Source organism: Streptomyces sp. NBC_00386 (assembly GCF_036063235.1).
GTDB lineage: Bacteria > Actinomycetota > Actinomycetes > Streptomycetales > Streptomycetaceae > Streptomyces.
Genome location: NZ_CP107950.1, coordinates 8,569,937 through 8,590,263 on the forward strand (window position 1 = coordinate 8,569,937; position 20,327 = coordinate 8,590,263).

The 20,327-nt window shown below is 69.9% G+C and carries 4 protein-coding genes; 1 reads left to right on the plus strand and 3 read right to left on the minus strand.

Annotation, left to right across the window (positions count from 1 at the left end; genetic code table 11):
• The first annotated feature begins 27 nt into the window (after window positions 1–27).
• On the plus strand, window positions 28–1,035 hold the full coding sequence (gene sbnB, locus OG780_RS37570; protein ID WP_328455803.1) for a 2,3-diaminopropionate biosynthesis protein SbnB: 1,008 nt from the start codon (window positions 28–30) through the stop codon (window positions 1,033–1,035).
• Between the two features lie 453 nt (window positions 1,036–1,488).
• Here the strand turns inward: sbnB and OG780_RS37575 are convergent, their stop codons facing one another.
• The 3 genes from OG780_RS37575 to OG780_RS37585 are packed head-to-tail and all read right to left on the minus strand — an operon-like array spanning window position 1,489 to window position 20,168.
• Window positions 1,489–5,481: an amino acid adenylation domain-containing protein gene (locus OG780_RS37575; protein WP_328455805.1), complete on the minus strand. Its 3,993-nt coding sequence runs from the start codon at window positions 5,479–5,481 to the stop codon at window positions 1,489–1,491.
• Window positions 5,478–13,367, minus strand: a complete 7,890-nt coding sequence (locus OG780_RS37580; RefSeq protein WP_328455807.1) for a non-ribosomal peptide synthetase — start codon at window positions 13,365–13,367, stop codon at window positions 5,478–5,480. The genes OG780_RS37575 and OG780_RS37580 overlap by 4 nt, the downstream gene beginning before the upstream one ends.
• 51 nt (window positions 13,368–13,418) lie before the next feature.
• Complete coding sequence (locus OG780_RS37585; protein ID WP_328455809.1) at window positions 13,419–20,168, minus strand: non-ribosomal peptide synthetase; 6,750 nt, start codon at window positions 20,166–20,168, stop codon at window positions 13,419–13,421.
• Window positions 20,169–20,327: the final 159 nt, after the last annotated feature.

The window sequence follows — 20,327 nt, forward strand, 5'->3', positions numbered from 1 at the left end:
TCCCGCCCCGCGAAAGGCAACCCACCGATGTCGACTTTTCATGTGATCGACGGCACCGTCGCCCAGGACGTCATCGCCTCCGCGCCGTCGGAGATCCTGGAGATCGTGCGGGACACCTACCTCCAGCACAGCCGCGGCGCCACCGTGAACCCCGACAGCTACTTCCTGCGCTTCCCCGACAACCCCGGCGCCCGCATCATCGCCCTCCCCGCCCACCTCGGCGGCGAGGCACCCGTGTCCGGCCTGAAGTGGATCGCCAGCTACCCGGAGAACGTGCGGCAGAACCTTCCCCGCGCCTCCGCGGTCCTGCTCCTCAACGACGCGGAGACCGGCTACCCGTTCGCCTGCCTGGAAGCGTCCCGCATCAGCGCCGCCCGAACAGCCGCCTCCGCCGCGCTCGCCGTGGAGACGCTTGCCCCCGACGAGGCGCCCCGCACGGTGCTCTTCGTCGGCGCCGGCATCATCGGCCGTACGGTCTCCGACTTCCTGGCCGCCCGTGGGCTCAACGTCCGCGAGTGCCTCGTCCACGACCATGTGGACACGTACGCCGAGAAGTTCGCCACCTACGCGGCCGACACCCACGGGTGGCAGGCCAGAGCCGTGTCCGAGGTCGACGCGGCCCTCGCCACCGCCGACCTGGTGGTCCTCGCCACCACCGCGCCGGCACCCTGGCTGGCGGACGGTCAGACCCTGCTGCCGGACCAGCTCATCCTGAACCTGTCCCTGCGCGACATCCACCCCACGGTCATGGTCAAGTGCCACAACATCGTGGACGACATCGACCACTGCCTCAAAGCCCAGACCTCACCCCACCTCACCGAGACGGAGTACGGCACCCGCGACTTCATCGACGGCACCCTCGCCGACGTCCTGCGCGGCACGGTCACCCTCGACCGCGACCGCCCCACCGTCTTCTCGCCGTTCGGCCTCGGGGTCCTGGACCTGGCGGTCGGCTGCCACATCTACCGGACCGCCCTGGACACCGGCCGCGCCACCGAAGTCCCCAGCTTCTTCCCCGAGTTGACCCGCTGGTGAACTGACCGCCGCGCATCGACGTCTTCGCCCCGGTCCCGGGTTCCCTCCGCTGCACGCGGAGGGAACCCGGGACCGGGGCGTTCCGGCGTGTACGGGCGGGAGGTGGGCCGTGCGGCCCGCGGCCGACGCTGTCGAACGCGGGGCGTAGGGCCTCGGCCCGATACGTGCTCCCACTCCCGCCGAATGGGGTCGGCACCCGTACGGGTAGATGCCGAGTGCTTCGCCGGCCAGGACGTACCCGGGGACGCGGCAGAGGCATGCACCTCCGCACTCGGATGGGACCGGCGCCGCGAGGACGAACCCTTCGTGTACCTCCGGCTGGTGCCGAGGACGGTGCGCGTCTGGCCGGAGTAGCGGGACCGCGGGCGCATCCCCTACCGGCCTTTGGGCCCTGGCAGCAAAGAGCCGCCCTCCGCGTGAGCGGAGGGCGGCTCCTTGCCGTGCTGGTACCTGTCAGGCCGGCAACAGCACCCCGGCCTGGCGGCCGGCGCCGTGCGTCACGGCCTCCCGTACCGCCGAGGCCACCACGGACAACTGCTCCTCACCTTTGACCATCTCCATGTGGCGACCCGGCATCGGGCGGATGTCCAGGCCCAGTGGATAGAGCCCCTTCCAGTGGGCGACGTACCGGGCCTGCGGCACCTCGTCGCCGCTGCCATGGCGCACGGTGTCGCTGACGAACAGCGTCGCGGGAGCCGCCGAGCCTTCGGGCCGGTAGGCGGCGAGCGAGCGCACCTCGGCCTCCAGGACCGCGTAGGGCAGCCATTCGTCGAGCGTGATCGCCGACTCCTCGATGTTCATCTCCGGAGCCAGGCGCTTCATCTCCCGCTCTGTGGCTGCACGTTGGGATCCGGTCTGGTCCTGACCCAGCTGCCACAGGTCGTTCACCCGGCGGTACACCTCGGCGTGCCGCTGGAACCGGTCCTGCTGGTCGTCGCCGGTGACCGCCGGCTCCAGCAGCAGCAGGGCGGCCACCGCCCGCGGGTCACGCACCCCCATCGCGTGCGCGATCACCGCGCCGGTCGACCAGCCGAGGATCGTGCACGGGCCTTCCGGCTGCACCCGGCGGATCTCCCGCCAGTACCGGTCCGCGATGGCCTCGAAGCCGACGAGCGGCGACTCGCCCGCGTTCAGCCCCGGCGCCTGGACCCCGTACACGGTGAACGCCCCGGCCAGGCGCTGTGCGAGCGCCCGGTACGGATGGGTACTGCCGCCTCCGGGATGTACGCAGAACAGCCGGGGCAGAGCGGGGTCGTCCTCGGACGAGAGCAGGACGATCAGGCCGCCGGCCTCGGTCTCGGCCCGCACCTCCGGTGCGTCCAGCACGGCGGCCAGACCGGCCACCGTCGGGTGCCGCATGATCTGCTGGAGGGCGATGGGCAGCCCGGCCTCCCGGATCCGCGACACCATCCGCACCGCGCTGATCGACTGCCCGCCGAGCGCGAAGAAGTTGTCGTGGACACCGACGGTCTCGATGCCGAGGATGTCCGCCCAGATGACCGCCAGGGTGTGCTCGGTGTCGGTGCGGGGGGCCGTGTAGGCGTTGGCGAGGTCGGGGCGCTCGGGGCCCGGGGCGGGGAGGGCCTTGGTGTCGACCTTGCCGTTGGGGGTGAGCGGCAGCTGATCAAGCGTCACGTAGGTCGCCGGGACCATGTAGTCCGGGAGCTGCTGCCGGAGGTGTGCGCGCAGGGCGTCGTTGTCGACCGGCTCGTTCGTGACGATGTATGCGGTGAGTTGTTTGTTGCCGGGGGTGTCTTCGCGGAGGGTGATGGTGGTGGTGTGGATGTGGGGGTGGGTGTGGAGGGCGTTTTCGATTTCGCCGAGTTCGATGCGGTAGCCGCGGAGTTTGATCTGGTTGTCGATGCGGCCGATGAATTCGAGGGTGCCGTCGGGGCGCCAGGTGACGAGGTCGCCGGTGTGGTAGGTGCGGGGGTCGTTGGGGGTGTTGAGGGGGTTGGGGGTGAAGCGTTGCTCGGTGAGGTCGGGTCGGTTGTGGTAGTTGCGGGCGAGGCAGATGCCGCCGAGGAGGGCGTGTCCGGGGATGCCGATGGGGGCGGGTTGGTTGTGGTGGTCGAGGATGTAGGTGGTGGTGTTGGTGATGGGCCGGCCCAGGGTGGTGGTGTTTCCGTTGGGGTCGGGGGTGGTGGTGAGGCTCATGACGTTGGCGACGGAGCCTTCGGTGGCGCCGTATTCGTTGCTGATGGTGGTGTGTGTGGTGCTGGTGTCGAGGAGTTGGGCGACGAGGGTGGGGGTGAGGTTTTCGCCGCCGGCGACGATGGTGGTGATGTGGTGGGTGGCCTGGCGGGTGGTGAGGTGCGCGGCCAGGATCTCCAGGTGGGAGGGGGTGGCTTTGAGGAAGCTGATGGGGATGTCGGTGAGGATGAGGTTGATGGCTGCGTCGAACGCGCTCTGACCGGGCTGGAGTTGAGGGATGGCGAGCTGGGTCCCCTGGATGAGGGGCAGGAAAAGGGCGGTGATGGTGAGGTCGAACGTCACCGAGGAGTAGAGGATCGTCCCGATCCCGCCCGGGTCGGTGACGGGGTAGTTCTGGTCGCACCAGTGGAGGTAGTTGACGACGCCGCGGTGTTCCAGGGCGACGCCCTTGGGACGGCCGGTGGAGCCTGAGGTGTAGATGATGTAGGCGAGGTCGTCCGGTGTGGCCAGGGGCGCCGGGTTGGTCGTCGGTCCCTCGGGCCATTCGGCGTCGACCAGGAGGCGTGGGGTGTCGGCGGGGAGCCGGTCGGTGTGGTTGCTGCTGGTGATGATCAGGGGTGCCTGGGCGTCCTCGACCATGTAGGTGATGCGGTCGGTCGGATACTCCGGGTCGAGCGGGACGAACGCGGCGCCGGCCTTCATGATGCCGAGCAGGGTCGCGATCAGCTCGGGCGAGCGATCCAGGCAGACCGCGATGAGGGTGTCCGGGGTGATGCCCATGCCCCGCAGGTGGTGGGCGAGCTGGTTGGCGCGGGCGTTGACCTGCGCGAAGGTCCACTGCTCACGCCCATGCGTGATCGCGATGGCGTCGGGGTCCGTCGCGACGCGGTCCTCGATGAGGGAGTGGATGGTCGCTGTGTCGGGGTAGGGGCCGGTGACGCCGTTCCAGTCGACCAGGATCTCCTGCCGCTCCCGCTCCGTGAGCATGTTCAACTCGGCGATGCGCGCCGCGGGAGCCGCCACGACGGACTCCAGCAGGGTGCGCAGGTGGCCGGCCATCCGCTCGATCGTCGCCGCGTCGAACCGGCTCCGGTCGTACACGAACCGGAACTCCAGGGCGCGGCCCGCCGACACGACCAGGGTGAGCGGATAGCCCGTGCGCTCGACGCAGTTGACCAGGCGCCGGGTCAGACCCTCGGGGAAGTCCGACGGCTTCTGCACCACCGGGTAGTTCTCGAAGACCAGAATGGACCGGAACAGCGGCTCTCCGCGTGCGATGCCGCTGTGCTTCTGCACGTCGACGAGGTGGCAGTACTCCCACTGCCGCATCTCCAACTGCTCGTCCTGGAGATCCCGCAGCCAGCCCGCGACCCCCATGTCGCCCGTGAGCCGGCCGCGTACCGGAAGCGTGTTGATGAACAGCCCCATCATCGAGTCCACACCCGGCAGTCCGATCGAACGGCCCGAGATGGTCGAACCGAACAGCACCTCGTCGCGGCGGCTGTAGCGGGAGAGGAGGATCGACCACAGACCCTGCACCAGGGTGTTCATCGTGATCCGCTGGGACCGTGCGTAGTCGCGGGCCTGCGCGAACAGCTCGGAGGAGGCGACCACCTCGCATTCTCCGACGCCCGTGTCCCCGGTCTCGCGGTCCACATGCAGGTCGGTCGGCTCGGTTACCCCGGCAAGGTACTTCTTCCAGAAGTCGGCTGATCCGTCGCCCTGTTGGGCGTTGAGCCATTCGATGTAGCGGCGGTACGGGGCGGCCGTCGACAGCGCGGCAGGCGTGCCGTCGAGCAGACCACGGTAAAGGGCGAACAACTCCTTCTGGAGGATCTGCACACTCCACCCGTCGAGCAGGATGTGGTGGAACGACCAGACGATGTACCGCCGTTCCTCCGCCGTCCGCAGCACGGTCACCCGCACCAGCGGCGCCCGCGAAAGGTCGAAGCCGCGCTCCCAGTCCTCCGCGAGGAAGGCCTCCAGCCGCCGCTCCTGGTCGGGCAGGCCGCGCAGGTCCCGTATCGCGAAGGGCACGGGGGCCTTGCGCTGAACCACCTGCACCGGTTCCGACACGCCCTCCCAGACGAACGCGCTGCGCAGGATCGAGTGCCGGTCGACGAGCTGCTGCCAGGCCTGTCCGAACAGCGCTTCCTCGAAGGGGCCTTCGACCTCCTCCGTCATCTGCACCATGTAAGGACGCGTGTCGGACGTGTCCTCCAGCGAGTGGTACAGCATCCCGAACTGCAGGGGCGAGAGCCCGTAGACGTCTTCCACGTTGTGCGTGCTCATATCGAGAACCTCTTCAGGATCGCGGCCATGTCGGTGTCACCGATGTCGGTGAGGGGGACGCCGGGGGTGGTCCGGCGGGAATCGGCGGCGCCTTCGGCACTGCCGGCGATCAGCGTGCGCAGGTGGCCGATCACTCCGTCGGCCAGCCGCTCGACGGTCTCCCGGTCGTGCAGCGCCGTCGAGTAGCCGACGTACACCCCGAACGTGTCGCCCTCGACGGCCGCGGTCACGTCGAGGACGTTCCAGCGCATGCCGTCGGGGCTGATCGAGTGACCCTTGGGCTCGTCCGACGGGGCGTACCGCCCGATGCCGGGGAGATCCCGGCTGAACTGCCCCAGGTAGTTGAAGTTGACCTCAGGAACCGGCTGCCGGCCCAGGACGGACGCCACGTCGGGTGCCCCGAGATGACGCAGGATGCCGTAGCCGACGCCCTTGTTCGGGATCCGCCCCAGCTGCTCCTTGACGGAGTCGAGCGACGCGACCGGGCCGGCACCCGGCGCCAGTCGCAGCGCGACGGGGAACACGGACGTGAACCAGCCGACGGTCCGCGACAGGTCCACGTCGGGGAACAGATCCTCGCGGCCGTGCCCCTCCAGACCGATCAGCGCCTCGTCGTCGCCCGTCCAGTCCCGCAGCGCCTGGGCGAGTGCGGTGAGCAGGGAGTCATTGATCTGCGTGCTGAAGACGCGGGGTACGTCCCGGAGCAGGGCGCGTGTCTCGTCGGGGGTGAGCGTCGCCGCGACGGTGGACGCCGAGCCCAGGTCGTTGCGTCCGACCCGGTCACGCGGCACCTGCCCGCCGGGCTTCGCCTCCGCCCAGTACGCGAACTCGGCGCGCGCCGCGTCCGATTCCGCGAACCTGCGCAGCCGTTCCGCCCAGGCCCGGAAGGACGTCGTCTTCGCGGGCAGCCGCGGCGTCCTGCCGGCGGCGCGCTGCTCGTAGCAACTACCCAGGTCCTCCAGCAGGATCCGCCAGGACACCCCGTCGACCGCCAGGTGGTGTACGGCGATGAGCAACCGCTGGCCCCGCGTCGCCCCCAGCTCCAGCAGGGCGCACCGGATGAGGGGGCCCTTCGCCAGGTCGAGGCCCTGCTGGGTCTCCTCCGCGATACCGAGCGACACGGAGGCCAGGGCGTCGGCGGTGACATCGGACAGATCGTGGACGTCGAGGACGCCGGTGTCCACCGACTCGTCCAGGTACTGACGCCAGCCGTCCTCACCGCTCTCGCAGCGCAGGCGCAGAGCGTCGTGGTGCTCGATCAGGTCGGTCAGCGCCAGCCGCAGGACGTCGGGGTTCAAGGCGTCGGTAGCCAGCAGTTCGGCCTGGTTGAAGTGGTCGAACGCAGGCAGTTCCTTCTCGAAGAACCAGTGCTGGATCGGCGTCAGCGGTACGTCGCCCACGACGTGGCCCTGCTCCGCGTCGACCAGAGTGGTCGCGCCGGCGTGGACCGCGATCTCGGCGATCGTCTGGTGCTTGAAGATCATGCGCGGGGTGAGATGCAGGCCGAACTTCTTCGCCCTGGCGATCATCTGGATGCTGATGATCGAGTCGCCGCCCAGCTCGAAGAAGTTGTCGTGGATGCCGACGGTGTCGATGCCGAGGATGTCGCCCCACACCGAGGCGAGCGTGCGTTCGGTGTCGGTGCGCGGGGCGGTGTAGCTGTTGGCGAGTTCGGGGCGCTCCGGGCCCGGGGCGGGCAGAGCCTTGGTGTCGACCTTGCCGTTGGGGGTGAGCGGCAGCTGATCGAGCGTGATGTAGGTGGCCGGGATCATGTAGTCGGGGAGCTGTTCCTGGAGGTGGGCGCGCAGCTCGGGCGTGGTGGGGGCGGTGGCCCCGGGGGTGATGGTGAGGTATGCGGTTAGGCGCTTGTCGCCGGGGGTGTCTTGGCGTAGGGCGATGGTGGTGGTGTGGATGTGGGGGTGGGTGTGGAGGGCGTTTTCGATTTCGCCGAGTTCGATGCGGTAGCCGCGGAGTTTGATCTGGTTGTCGATGCGGCCGATGAATTCGAGGGTGCCGTCGGGGCGCCAGGTGACGAGGTCGCCGGTGTGGTAGGTGCGGGGGTCGTTGGGGGTGTTGAGGGGGTTGGGGGTGAAGCGTTGCTCGGTGAGGTCGGGTCGGTTGTGGTAGTTGCGGGCGAGGCAGATGCCGCCGAGGAGGGCGTGTCCGGGGATGCCGATGGGGGCGGGTTGGTTGTGGTGGTCGAGGACGTAGGTGGTGGTGTTGGTGATGGGCCGGCCGAGGGTGGTGGTGTTGCCGTTGGGGTCGGGTGTGGTGGTGAGGCTCATGACGTTGGCGACGGAGCCTTCGGTGGCGCCGTACTCGTTGGAGATCGTTGTGGTGGTGGTGCTGGTGTCGAGGAGCTGCGAGACCAGGGTGGGGGTGAGGTTTTCGCCGCCGGCGACGATGGTGGTGATGTGGTGGGTGGCCTGGCGGGTGGTGAGGTGCGCGGCGAGGATCTCCAGGTGGGAGGGGGTGGCTTTGAGGAAGCTGATGGGGATGTCGGTGAGGATGAGGTTGATGGCTGCGTCGAACGCGCTCTGACCGGGCTGGAGTTGAGGGATGGCGAGCTGGGTGCCCTGGATGAGGGGCAGGAAAAGGGCGGTGATGGTGAGGTCGAACGTCACCGAGGAGTAGAGGATCGTTCCGATCCCGCCCGGGTCGGTGACGGGGTAGTTCTGGTCGCACCAGTGGAGGTAGTTGACGACGCCGCGGTGTTCGAGTGCGACGCCCTTGGGGCGGCCGGTGGAGCCTGAGGTGTAGATGATGTAGGCGAGGTCGTCCGGTGTGGCCAGGGGCGCCGGGTTGGTCGTCGGTCCCTCGGGCCATTCGGCGTCGACCAGGAGGCGTGGGGTGTCGGCGGGGAGCCGGTCGGTGTGGTTGCTGCTGGTGATGATCAGGGGTGCCTGGGCGTCGTCGACCATGTAGGTGATGCGGTCGGTCGGATACTCCGGGTCGAGGGGGACGAAGGCGGCGCCGGCTTTCATGATGCCGAGCAGGGTCGCGATCAGCTCGGGCGAGCGATCCAGGCAGACCGCGATGAGGGTGTCCGGGGTGATGCCCATGCCCCGCAGGTGGTGGGCGAGCTGGTTGGCGCGGGCGTTGACCTGCGCGAAGGTCCACTGCTCACGCCCATGCGTGATCGCGATGGCGTCGGGGTCCGTCGCGACGCGGTCCTCGATCAGGGAGTGGATGGTCGCGGTGTCCGGGTAGGGGCCTACGATGCCGTTCCAGTCGACCAGGATCTCCTGCCGCTCCCGCTCCGTGAGCATGTTCAGCTCGGACAGGCGGGCGTCGGGGGTGGCCGCGACGGAGGCGGCGAGCGTGGCCAGGTGGCCGGCCATCCGCTCGATCGTCGCCCGCTCGAACAGATCCGTCCGATACTCCAGCGCCGCCAGCACCTCGCTGCCGGACTCCGCAGCCGTCAACTGAAGGTCGAACTTTGCGTCCTGACCGCCCACTCCGACCGGCTCGACGTCGAGGCCCGGCAGGCTCCACGCATCCCCGTCCGGAGTGTTCTGGAAGACGAACAGGGTCTGGAACAGCGGGTTGCGCGACAGGTCACGGTTCGGGGCCAGCTCGTCGACGAGCCGTTCGAACGGCAGGTCCTGATGGTCGTAGGCGCCCAGGGCCGTGTTCTTGACCCGGTCGACGAGCTCGGTGAACGTCGGGTCGCCGGACAGGTCGGTCCGCATCACCAGCGTGTTCACGAAGAAGCCGATCAGCGCCTCGGTCTCGGCACGGTTGCGGCCGGCGATCGGGGTGCCCACGGCGATGTCGTCCTGGCGGCCGTAGCGGGCCAGCACGATCTGGAACAACGACAGCAGCGTCATGAACAGGCTCGCGCCGCGCCGTCCAGCCGCCTTCTTCAGCTGTTCCGCGACCTCGGCCGGCAGCGTGAAGTACACGGTGTCGCCTGCCGCGCCCTCGCGCTCGGCAGGGCGTCCGTGGTCCGTGGGCAGTTCCAGCACCGGTACACCGGTCAGGCGTTCACGCCAGTACGCCAGCTGCGTCTCCAGGAAGTCGCCCGTGAGCTGCTCCCGCTGCCAGACGGCGAAGTCCGCGTACTGGACCGGGAGTTCCGGGAGCGAGGCCTCGCGCTCGGCCAGGGCCGCCGCGTACAGCTCACGCAGTTCGCGCGCCAGGATGCCCGAGGACCAGCCGTCCGACACGATGTGGTGCAACGTGATCAGCAGATACTGGTCGTCCTCCGTGACAGGGACCAGGTCCACGCGCAGCAGCCGACCGCCGTCCAGCTCGAACGGGCGCTGCGCCTCCGCCTCCAGGACCTCCTGCGCGGCCCGCTCGCTGTCTTCGAGGGTGACGTCGGCCCGGACATGGTGGACAACCGGCGTGACCGACCACGGCGCGTCCACCATCTGTGAGGGACGCCCGGAGTCGTCGGTGACGAACCTGGTCCGCAGGATCTCGTGCCGTGCCACCAGGCCGGTGAAGGCCGCGCCCAGGGCGCCGGCGTCCAGCTCGCCCCGTATCCGCAGGGCGAACGGCACCAGATACTCGGCGCTGCCCGGCGTCAATTTGTCGAGGAACCAGAGACGTTGCTGGGCGAAGGACAACGGAAGGGCAGCGTCGGTTCGGTCGACCGGTACGAGCGGTGCCTCATCGGCCGTTGCCATTTCACGCAGGGCCGCGGCCAGAGTCGCCGGGGTGGGCGACGTGAAGACGGTGCGGACCGGCACGTCGACTCCGAGCTGCCGGCGCAGCCGGGACGTCACCTGCGTGGCAAGCAGTGAATGCCCGCCCAGCTCGAAGAAGTTGTCGTGGACGCCGATGGTGTCGATGCCGAGGATCTCGGACCAGACGGCGGTGACGATGTGCTCGGTGGTGGTGCGCGGGGCGACAAAGGAGGCGTTGAGGTCGGGGCGGTGGCTGTCGGGTGCGGGGAGGGCTTTGGTGTCGATCTTGCCGTTGGGGGTGAGCGGCAGCTGATCAAGCGTCACGTAGGTCGCCGGGACCATGTAGTCCGGGAGCTGCTGCCGGAGGTGTGCGCGCAGGGCGTCGTTGTCGACCGGCTCGTTCGTGACGATGTATGCGGTGAGTTGTTTGTTGCCGGGGGTGTCTTCGCGGAGGGTGATGGTGGTGGTGTGGATGTGGGGGTGGGTGTGGAGGGCGTTTTCGATTTCGCCGAGTTCGATGCGGTAGCCGCGGAGTTTGATCTGGTTGTCGATGCGGCCGATGAATTCGAGGGTGCCGTCGGGGCGCCAGGTGACGAGGTCGCCGGTGTGGTAGGTGCGGGGGTCGTTGGGGGTGTTGAGGGGGTTGGGGGTGAAGCGTTGCTCGGTGAGGTCGGGTCGGTTGTGGTAGTTGCGGGCGAGGCAGATGCCGCCGAGGAGGGCGTGTCCGGGGATGCCGATGGGGGCGGGTTGGTTGTGGTGGTCGAGGACGTAGGTGGTGGTGTTGGTGATGGGCCGGCCGAGGGTGGTGGTGTTGCCGTTGGGGTCGGGTGTGGTGGTGAGGCTCATGACGTTGGCGACGGAGCCTTCGGTGGCGCCGTACTCGTTGGAGATCGTTGTGGTGGTGGTGCTGGTGTCGAGGAGCTGCGAGACCAGGGTGGGGGTGAGGTTTTCGCCGCCGGCGACGATGGTGGTGATGTGGTGGGTGGCCTGGCGGGTGGTGAGGTGCGCGGCGAGGATCTCCAGGTGGGAGGGGGTGGCTTTGAGGAAGCTGATGGGGATGTCGGTGAGGATGAGGTCGATGGCTGCGTCGAACGCGCTCTGACCGGGCTGGAGTTGAGGGATGGCGAGCTGGGTGCCCTGGATGAGGGGCAGGAACAGGGCGGTGATGGTGAGGTCGAAGGTCACCGAGGAGTAGAGGATCGTTCCGATCCCGCCCGGGTCGGTGACGGGGTAGTTCTGGTCGCACCAGTGGAGGTAGTTGACGACGCCGCGGTGTTCGAGTGCGACGCCCTTGGGGCGGCCGGTGGAGCCTGAGGTGTAGATGATGTAGGCGAGGTCGTCCGGTGTGGCCAGGGGCGCCGGGTTGGTCGTCGGTCCCTCGGGCCATTCGGCGTCGACCAGGAGGCGCGGCGTTTCGGCGGGGAGCCGGTCGGTGTGGTGGCTGCTGGTGATGATCAGGGGTGCCTGGGCGTCGTCGACCATGTAGGTGATGCGGTCGGTCGGATAGTCAGGGTCGAGGGGGACGAAGGCGGCGCCGGCTTTCATGATGCCGAGCAGGGTGGCGATCAGCTCGGGCGAGCGATCGAGACAGACCGCGATGAGGGTGTCCGGGGTGATGCCCATGCCCCGCAGGTGGTGGGCGAGCTGGTTGGCGCGTTCGTTGACCTGCGCGAAGGTCCACTGCTTGTCGCCGTGCGTGATCGCGATGGCGTCCGGCTCGGTGGCGACGCGGTCCTCGATGAGGGAGTGGATGGTCGCTGTGTCGGGGTAGGGGCCGGTGACGCCGTTCCAGTCGACCAGGATCTCCTGCCGCTCCCGCTCCGTGAGCATGTTCAGCTCGGAGAGGCGGGCGTCGGGGGTGGCCGCGACGGAGGCGGCGAGCGTGGCCAGGTGGCCGGCCATCCGCTCGATCGTCGCCCGCTCGAACAGATCCGTCCGGTACTCCAGAACAGCGCGCAGTCCGTCCGACGACTCGACCGCGGTCAGCGTCAGGTCGAACTTGGCCACACCCCGCTCGATCTCGACCGGCTCGACGTCCGTGCCGGCCAGCTGCCAGGCCTCGCCGTCCGCGCTCCCCGGCGCCTGAAGGACGAACATGGTCTGGAACAGCGGGTTGCGGGAGAGATCGCGCTCCGGCGCCACTTCCTCCACCAGCCGCTCGAACGGCAGGTCCTGGTGGTCGTAGGCGCCCAGCGCGGTGTCCTTCACCCGGTCGATGAGCTCGGTGAACGTCGGATCGCCGGACAGGTCGGTCCGCATCACCAAGGTGTTCACGAAGAAGCCGACCACGTCCTCGATCTCGGCCCGGTTGCGGCCCGCGATCGGGGTGCCCACGGCGATGTCGTCCTGGCGGGAGTAGCGGGCCAGCACGATCTGGAACAGCGACAGCAGCGCCATGAACAGGCTCGCACCCTGCCGGCCCGCCGCTTCCCGCAGCCTCTCGGCGACCTCGCTCGGCACCGCGAAGGTCACCACGTCGCCGGTGCCACTCGTGTGCGCCGGACGCTGGTGGTCGGTCGGCAGCTCCAGGGGTGCGGAGTGCGCGAGGCGCTCGCGCCAGTACCCGAGCTGTCGCTCCAGGGCCGGTCCCGCGAGCTGGTCACGCTGCCAGACGGCGAAGTCCGCGTAACGGATGGGCAGTTCCGGCAGCGAGGCCGCGCGCTCGGTCAGGGCCGCCGCGTACAGCTCACGCAGTTCGCGCGCCAGGATGCCCGAGGACCAGCCGTCCGACACGATGTGGTGCAACGTGAGCGACAGGTAGTTGTCGTCCTCCGCCAGGCGCACCAGGTCCGCCCGCAGGGGCCGGCCCGAGGTGAGATCGAAGGGGCGCGTCGCCTCGGTGCGCAGCACCTCGCGACCGCGTTCCTCGGCGTGCGCGTCGCCCCGCAGGTCGTGGACGGTGACCTCGACCGCCCAGGGCGCGGTGATCACCTGCTGCGGCGTCCCGTCGTCGTCCGCCGAGAACGCCGTCCGCAGCACCTCGTGCCGGGCCACCAGGCCGGACAGTGCCGTCTCCAGTGCCGCGAGGTTCAACGGACCCCGGACACGCAGTGTCGTCGGCACCAGGTAGTCGGCGCTTCCGGGGGACAGGCGGTCCAGGAACCACAGCCGCTGCTGTGCGAACGACAGCGCCAGTGGTCCGGCGGCCTCCTCGGAGCCGCGTACGATCCGGTCCGCGTCCGCACGCCGTCGCATACGGGACAGCAGCCGCGCCTCGATCGAGTTCTCGCCCATGATGATGTCCGTCCTCATTCTCTTCGTGTGGGCAACGGGTCTCTGCGTGTGGGCAGCGGGCCGCTGAATTCAGGAGGCCTGTTCCTGTTCGTTTTCCTGCGTGTCGAACAATTCGATGAGCTGTTCCTTGACACCGGTGACCGTCGGGACCTGGAAGAACTGGCGCAGGCCGATACGGACTCCGGTCACCGCCTCGACGCGGTTGACGAGCTGAATGGCGAGAAGGGAATGTCCACCGACGTCGAAGAATCCGTCGTGGATCCCGACCTTTTCGAGTCCGAGCACCGCGGCCATGATCCCGGCGATCTCCGCCTCGATCTCGTCCCGGGGCGCCACGAATCCCGCCGTGATGTCGCTTTCCGCGGGGGCCGGCAGCGCCGCGTGGTCGACCTTGCCGTTCCGGTTGAGCGGCAGTTCCGGCAGGTCCACGAACGCGGACGGCATCATGGCCCGGGGCAGGCGCTCGACCGCCCACCCGCGCAGCGCCGCGGTGTCGGCGGTGGCGCCCGGCGCGGGTACGTAGTAGGCGACGAGCCGCTTGTCGCCGGGGGCGTCCTCGCGGACGGCCACCGCGCACACACCTACCGCGTCGTGGGTGAGCAACACCGCCTCGATCTCGCCGAGTTCGACGCGTACGCCGCGCAGCTTCACCTGCCGGTCGATGCGGCCCAGCAGGTCGAGTTCGCCGTCGGTGGTGAAGCGGCCGACATCGCCCGTGCGGTACATGCGGTCGCCGGTGAACGGATCGGGTACGAACCGTTCCGCGGTGAGCTCGGGCCGCTCGTGGTAGCCGCGCCCCACGCTGTCGCCGCCGAGGTACACCTCGCCCAGCACCCCCGCCGGCACGGGGCGCCGGTCCGGGTCGAGGACGTACACCGTCTGGTTCACCATGGGCCGACCCGCGAGCACCGGACCGCTGGGATCGGTGCGCGACGCCCGCCAGTACGTGGTGTCGACCGAGACCTCCGTCGCGCCGTACAGGTTGATCAGGTCGCCGGGGAAGCGGTCGAGGAAGCGGGCCACCAGGGTCGGCTGGAGGGGCTCACCGCTCGCGAAGGCGTAGCGCAGGTGCGCGCAGTCCTCGGGCCGTGCCTGCGAGACGAACAGGTCCAGCAGGCTCGGGACGAAGTGCAGACCGACCACGCGGTGGTCCCGCATCAGCCGTGACACCTCGGTCATGTCCAGCCGGTCGGAGCCGGGCACCAGCACGACCGTCGCGCCCTGCCACAGCGGCCAGAAGATCTCGTACGCGGACACGTCGAAGGACAGCGGCGTCGCCTGGAGGAAGCCCTCGCCCGGGGTGATCGGGAAGGCGTCCTGCATGCCGGCCAGGTAGTTCACCACACCCCGGTGCTCGATGCGGACGCCCTTCGGCCGCCCCGTGGAGCCGCTCGTGTAGATCAGATAGGACAGGTCGCCGGGTACCGCGACGGGATCCGGAGCGGTGACCGGAAGGGTGTCCGGCAGGTCGGTCGCGCTGTCGACGGCCAGCAGGCCCAGGCCTTCGGGCAGCAGACCGGCGTGCGCGGTGTCGGTGACGACCAGCGGCGCACCGGAGTCCTCCACGAGATACGCCAGCCGCTCCGCCGGATGCTCCGGGTCGAGCGGAACGTACGCCGCGCCCGCCTTGAGGATGCCGAGCAGCGTCCACACCAGGGCGGGGGAGCGCTCCAGGCAGACGCCCACCGGCACGTCCGGGCCGATCCCCGGTACGGCACGCAGGCGGTGAGCCAACTGGTTGGCGCGCGCGTCGAGTTCGCGGTAGGTCAGCTCGTCCGAGTCGCACACGACGGCGACGGCGTCCGGCGTGAGCGCCGCGCGCTCCTCGAACAGCTGGTGCAGGGTGGCCTCGGCCGGGACGGGGGCCGAGGTGGCGTTCCACTCGGTCACGATGCGGTGCCGTTCGTCCGAGCCCAGCATCTCCAGCTCGGACAGCGCGCTCTGCGGCTGGGCCGTGGCCGCGTCGAGGAGGATCGTGAAGTGGTCCACGAGCCGGCGCGCGGTGGACTCGGTGAACAGATCGGCCGCGTAGACGACGGCGCCGTCCAGTGTGCCGTCGGACGCCTCCGCCAGATACATCGACAGGTCGAACTTGGCTTCGCGGACGGGGGACTCGACGGGCTCCGCCGTCAGACCCGGAAGGCTCCAGGCATCCGCGCCGGGCGTGTTCTGCAGCGCGAACAGGGTCTGGAACAGCGGGTTGCGGGACAGGTCGCGGTCGGGGGACAGCTCCTCGACCAGGCGCTCGAAGGGCAGGTCCTGGTGGTCGTACGCGCCCAGAGCCGTGTCCTTGACGCGGGCCAGCAGCTCGCTGAACGCCGGGTCGCCGGAGAGGTCGGTCCGCAGGACGAGCGTGTTGACGAAGAAGCCGATCAGCTCTTCCGTCTCGGCCTGGTTGCGGCCGGCGATGGGGGTGCCCACCGCGACGTCCCGCTGACCGCTGTAGCGGGCCAGCAGCAGCTGGAACACCGACAGCAGCGTCATGAACAGACTCGCACCGCCCTCCGCGGACACCGCCCTGGCCCGTGCGGCGACGTCGGCGGGCACCGAGAACCGGACGACCTCGCCCGTGCCGGTGCGCTCCGCCGGCCGGGCGTGGTCCGTCGGCAGCTCCAAGGGCTCCAGCCCCGCCAGGCGGCCCCGCCAGTAGCCGAGCTGGCGCTCCAGCGCCTCGCCGGTCAGCCAGGAGCGCTGCCACAGCGCGTAGTCGGCGTACTGCACCGGCAGCGGCGCCGGGGCCGCGTCGGACCCCGCCCCCAGGGCCACCGCGTACAGGGCGGACAGCTCGCGCAGCAGCACCCCGATCGACCAGCCGTCGAAGGCGATGTGGTGCACGGTGACCGCCAGGACCGCTTCCTCGTCGGCCAGCCGCACCAGCACCGCGCGCAGCATCGGACCGGCGGCGAGGTCCACCGGACGCAGGGCGTCCCCGGCCAGGACCGCCGCGAGGGCGTCCTCGCGGGCCGGAGCGTCCGCGACGGCCCGGAGGTCCCGCACCAGCACCGTCACCGGGCCCGCCGGGACGATCGACTGGACCGCCGAACCCGCTTCGTCCGTGCCGAACCGGGTGCGCAGGATCTCGTGACGCTCAACCAGGGCGGTGAAGGCGTTGTTCAACGCGTCCACGTCGACGACGCCGTGCACGCGGAAGGCGAAGGGCAGCAGGTACTCGGCTCGTCCCGGCTCCAACTGGTCCAGGAACCACAGGCGTTGCTGGGCGAAGCTCAGCGGCAGCGGCCCGCCGTCGCGCGGTACGGCGGGAATGCGGGAGATGCCCGCCTCATCGAGGTCCTCCACGGCGGCGGCCAGCAGTGCCGGGGTCGGCGCGCCGAACAGGGCCCGTACGGGAACGTCGACCCCCAGACGGCGCCGCAGCCGCGACACGACCTGCGTCGCCAGCAGCGAGTGGCCGCCCAGGGCGAAGAAGTCGTCGTCCACGCCGACCGTGTCGATGCCCAGCACCTCTGCCCAGACGGCTGCCACCGTCCGTTCGGTCTCCGTGCGCGGAGCCGTGTACGCGGAGCCCAGCTCGGGCCGGTCCGAGGCGGGCGCGGGCAGGGCACGGCGGTCCGTCTTGCCGTTCGGGGTGAGCGGGATGCGGTCCAGCGGCACGAACGCGGCGGGCACCATGTAGTCCGGCAGGTCGCGCTGGAGGTGGGCGCGCAGGCCACCCGCCTCGACGGGCGGGTCCGCGACGACGTACGCCACCAGCCGCGGGTCGCCCGGCACGTCCTCACGGAGCAGGACGGTGGCGCCGGTGACCGAGGGGTGGGTCAGCAGGGCCGCCTCGATCTCGCCGGGCTCGATGCGGTAGCCGCGCAGCTTGACCTGGTTGTCGCCCCGGCCGACGAACTCCAGGTGCCCGTCCGGGTGCCACTTCGCGAGGTCGCCGGTGCGGTACACGCGCCGAGGAGTGCCGTCCACGGTGACGACCGTGAACTTCTCGGCGGTCAGCTCGGGTCTGCCCAGGTATCCACGGGCCAGCCCGGGGCAGCCGATCCACATCTCGCCCGGGACACCCACCGGAACCGGCCGGCCGTGCCGGTCCACCAGGAACACCTTCGCGTTGGCGACCGGGCGCCCGATCGGCACGTGGTCGCCGGGGGCGGTGATCCGCGCCGTCGCCGCCTCCTGCGCCGCCTCCGTCGGACCGTAGCCGTTGACCAGCGGCACGGAGGTGTGACGGAACCACTGGCGCACCTGCTCCCGCTGGAGCGCCTCACCGCCGAGCCGCACCAGTCGCAGTTCCGGCCCGAGGTCGTCCGGGCCGACTAGCTGCGCGGCGAGCGCGCCGAATGCCGACGGGGTCAGCCAGGCCACCGTCACCGCGTTGGTACGCAGCGCCTGCGCCAGCATCTCCGGGTCCCAGGCGTCGTCGCGCAGCACCAGGGACGCGCCCGAGACGAGCGGCGCGAACAGCTGCCCCACCGAGGAGTCGAAGGAGATCGACGCGAACTGCAACACCCGGTCCTCGCAGGTGAGATCGAGCTGCCGCCGTGTCTCCCTCATCCGTGCGCGCAGGGCGCCGTGGGTGATCTGCACGCCCTTCGGACGGCCCGTCGATCCACTCGTGTAGATCACGTACGCCAGGTCGTCAGGTCCCGCCTCGGGCGCGGCCGCGCCACTGGCACGCGTGGGGAGCTCCTCGGGCCACTCCTCCAGCAGCAGGCGCCGCGTCGCGGCGGGCAGCCGGTCGATGTGCGCGGGCCGGGTGACGATCAGCGGTGCCCCGCTGTCCTCGATCATGTACGCGAGCCGGTCGGTCGGATAGGCCGGGTCCAACGGCACATACGCGGCGCCCGACTTGAGGATGCCGAGCAGTGCGCTCACCATGTCGGTGCCCCGGTCCAGGCAGATGGCCACCAGTGTCCCCGGGCCGGCGCCACGCTCGCGCAGCCGGGCGGCGATCCACTCGGCCCGTGCGTCCAGCTCCTGGTACGTCAGATGGTCCGAACCGCACGTGACGGCGGGGGAGTTCGGGCGCTCGGCGGCGCGGTCCTCGAACAGCCGGTGGACGGTGACGGAGTCGGGGGTGTCGGTGTCCGCGCCGTTCCACGTGGTGAGGATCTCCCGCCGCTCCGGAGCCGTCAGCATCTCCAGGGCGGACAGCGGGGTGGTGGGGGAGTCGGCGGCCGCACCGAGCAGGGTCTCGAAGTGGCCGCCGAGCCGCACCATCGTCGTCTCGTCGAAGAGGTCGGTGGAGTAGACGATGGTGCAGTCCAGACCGCCGTCGGCGGCCTCCGTCGCGTAGAACGTGAAGTCGAACTTGGACTCCTGCGCGGCCACGTCCACCTGCTGGACACTGAGGCCGGGGAGCTCCCAGGAACGGCTGTCGGGAGTGTTCTGGAGGACGAACATGGTCTGGAACAGCGGGTTGCGGGAGAGGTCCCGCTGCGGTGCCAGCTCCTCCACCAGCCGCTCGAACGGCATGTCCTGGTGGTCGTAGGCGCCCAGCGCGGTGTCCTTCACCCGGTCGATGAGCTCGGTGAACGTCGGATCGCCCGACAGGTCGGTCCGCATCACCAGCGTGTTCACGAAGAAGCCGACCATGTCCTCGATCTCGGCCCGGTTGCGGCCCGCGATCGGGGTGCCCACGGCGATGTCCTCCTGGCCGCTGTACCGGGACAGCACTGCCTGGAACACCGCGAGCAGCGTCATGAACAGGCTCGCGCCCGTGTCGTGCGCCAGTCTGCGGGCACCGTCGGCGGTCGCGGCGGGGATACCGAAGGTGAGCATCGCCCCGTTGCCGCTGCGCCGTGCCGGACGCCTGCGGTCGGTGGGCAGCTCCAGTGCTTCGGTGTCCGCCAGCCGCCCTCGCCAGTAGTCCAGTTGGCCCGACAGCACGTCACCGGTGAACCACGCGCGCTGCCAGACCGCGAAGTCGGCGTACTGGAGCGGTGGTTCGGGCAGACCGGCGGCGACTCCCGTCACCCGCGCTGTGTACAGCGTGGTGAGCTCACGCGAGAGGACACCCACTGACCAACCGTCGAAAGCGATGTGATGAACCGTCAGTGACAGCAGGTGCTCCTCGTCCGCCAGCCGGAGCAGCAGGGCGCGGACCATCGGCCCGGTGGCGAGATCCACCGGCCTGAAGCCCTCGGTGTCCACGAGCGCGGTGGCCGCCTCCTCACGGGCGACGTCGTCCGTCACGTACCGCAGGTCGTGCACGCCCAGCGGCAGCGGCCGGGGCTCGTCGACGATCTGGCCCGGGGTGCCGTCCTCGTCGGTGACGAAACGGGTCCGCAGCACCTCGTGCCGCGCCACCAGCTCCGTCAGCGCCCCCTCCAGCGCCGACACGTCCAGCGGACCGCTGATGTGCAGCCCCATCGGGATCAGGTATTCGGCGCGGCCCGGATCCAACTGGTCCAGGAACCACAGCCGGCGCTGCGCGAACGACAGCGGCAGCGGCCGCCCGTCCCGGACGGCCAGGGGGATCGTGGTGGTGTCGTCGGAGGCGGACGATGTTGTCAGGGCGTCCGAGCCGTCGTCCATGCCTTCCTCGACGGACTCGAACAGACGGCGGGCCCGTTCCATGGCCTCCTCGGCGAGGAACGACGCCACGGTCCGAATGGTCAGCGGGCCCGGCGCGGAAGGGGACTGGAATTCCGATCCGAATTCCTCCGCGACCCGGCGGGCCATTTCCGCCGTCTGCTCCCCGGTGCCGCCCAGCTCGAAGAAGTCGGAATCCGTCGTCGTCACCTCGGTGCCGAGAACGGACCCCCATACGGCGGCTATTCGGCCCTCGGCCGGTGAGAACGACTCACGCCCCGCTTCCCGGCCGGGTGCCGGTACCGGGGGTGCCATCGGATTCGTAGTCATGCGTCCACCAGTTCCTCGTCGTCGACCCGTAACGGAAGGCCCTCGGATGCTCAGCCGATTTGATGCTCGCAGAGCGATCTTGACGAGATAACTGGTTACTTCTGCCCGCGGGACGTGGACACTTCTGCCCGTGTGCTCGGCGGCCGGGGCGGGTGCCCC

Bases quoted from the DNA above. Each gene is read 5' to 3' on its own strand.
- sbnB (WP_328455803.1), top strand. From the start codon at position 28: ATGTCGACTTTTCATGTGATCGACGGCACCGTCGCCCAGGACGTCATC.
- OG780_RS37575 (WP_328455805.1), bottom strand. From the start codon at position 5,481: ATGAGCACGCACAACGTGGAAGACGTCTACGGGCTCTCGCCCCTGCAG.
- OG780_RS37580 (WP_328455807.1), bottom strand. From the start codon at position 13,367: ATGAGGACGGACATCATCATGGGCGAGAACTCGATCGAGGCGCGGCTG.
- OG780_RS37585 (WP_328455809.1), bottom strand. From the start codon at position 20,168: ATGACTACGAATCCGATGGCACCCCCGGTACCGGCACCCGGCCGGGAA.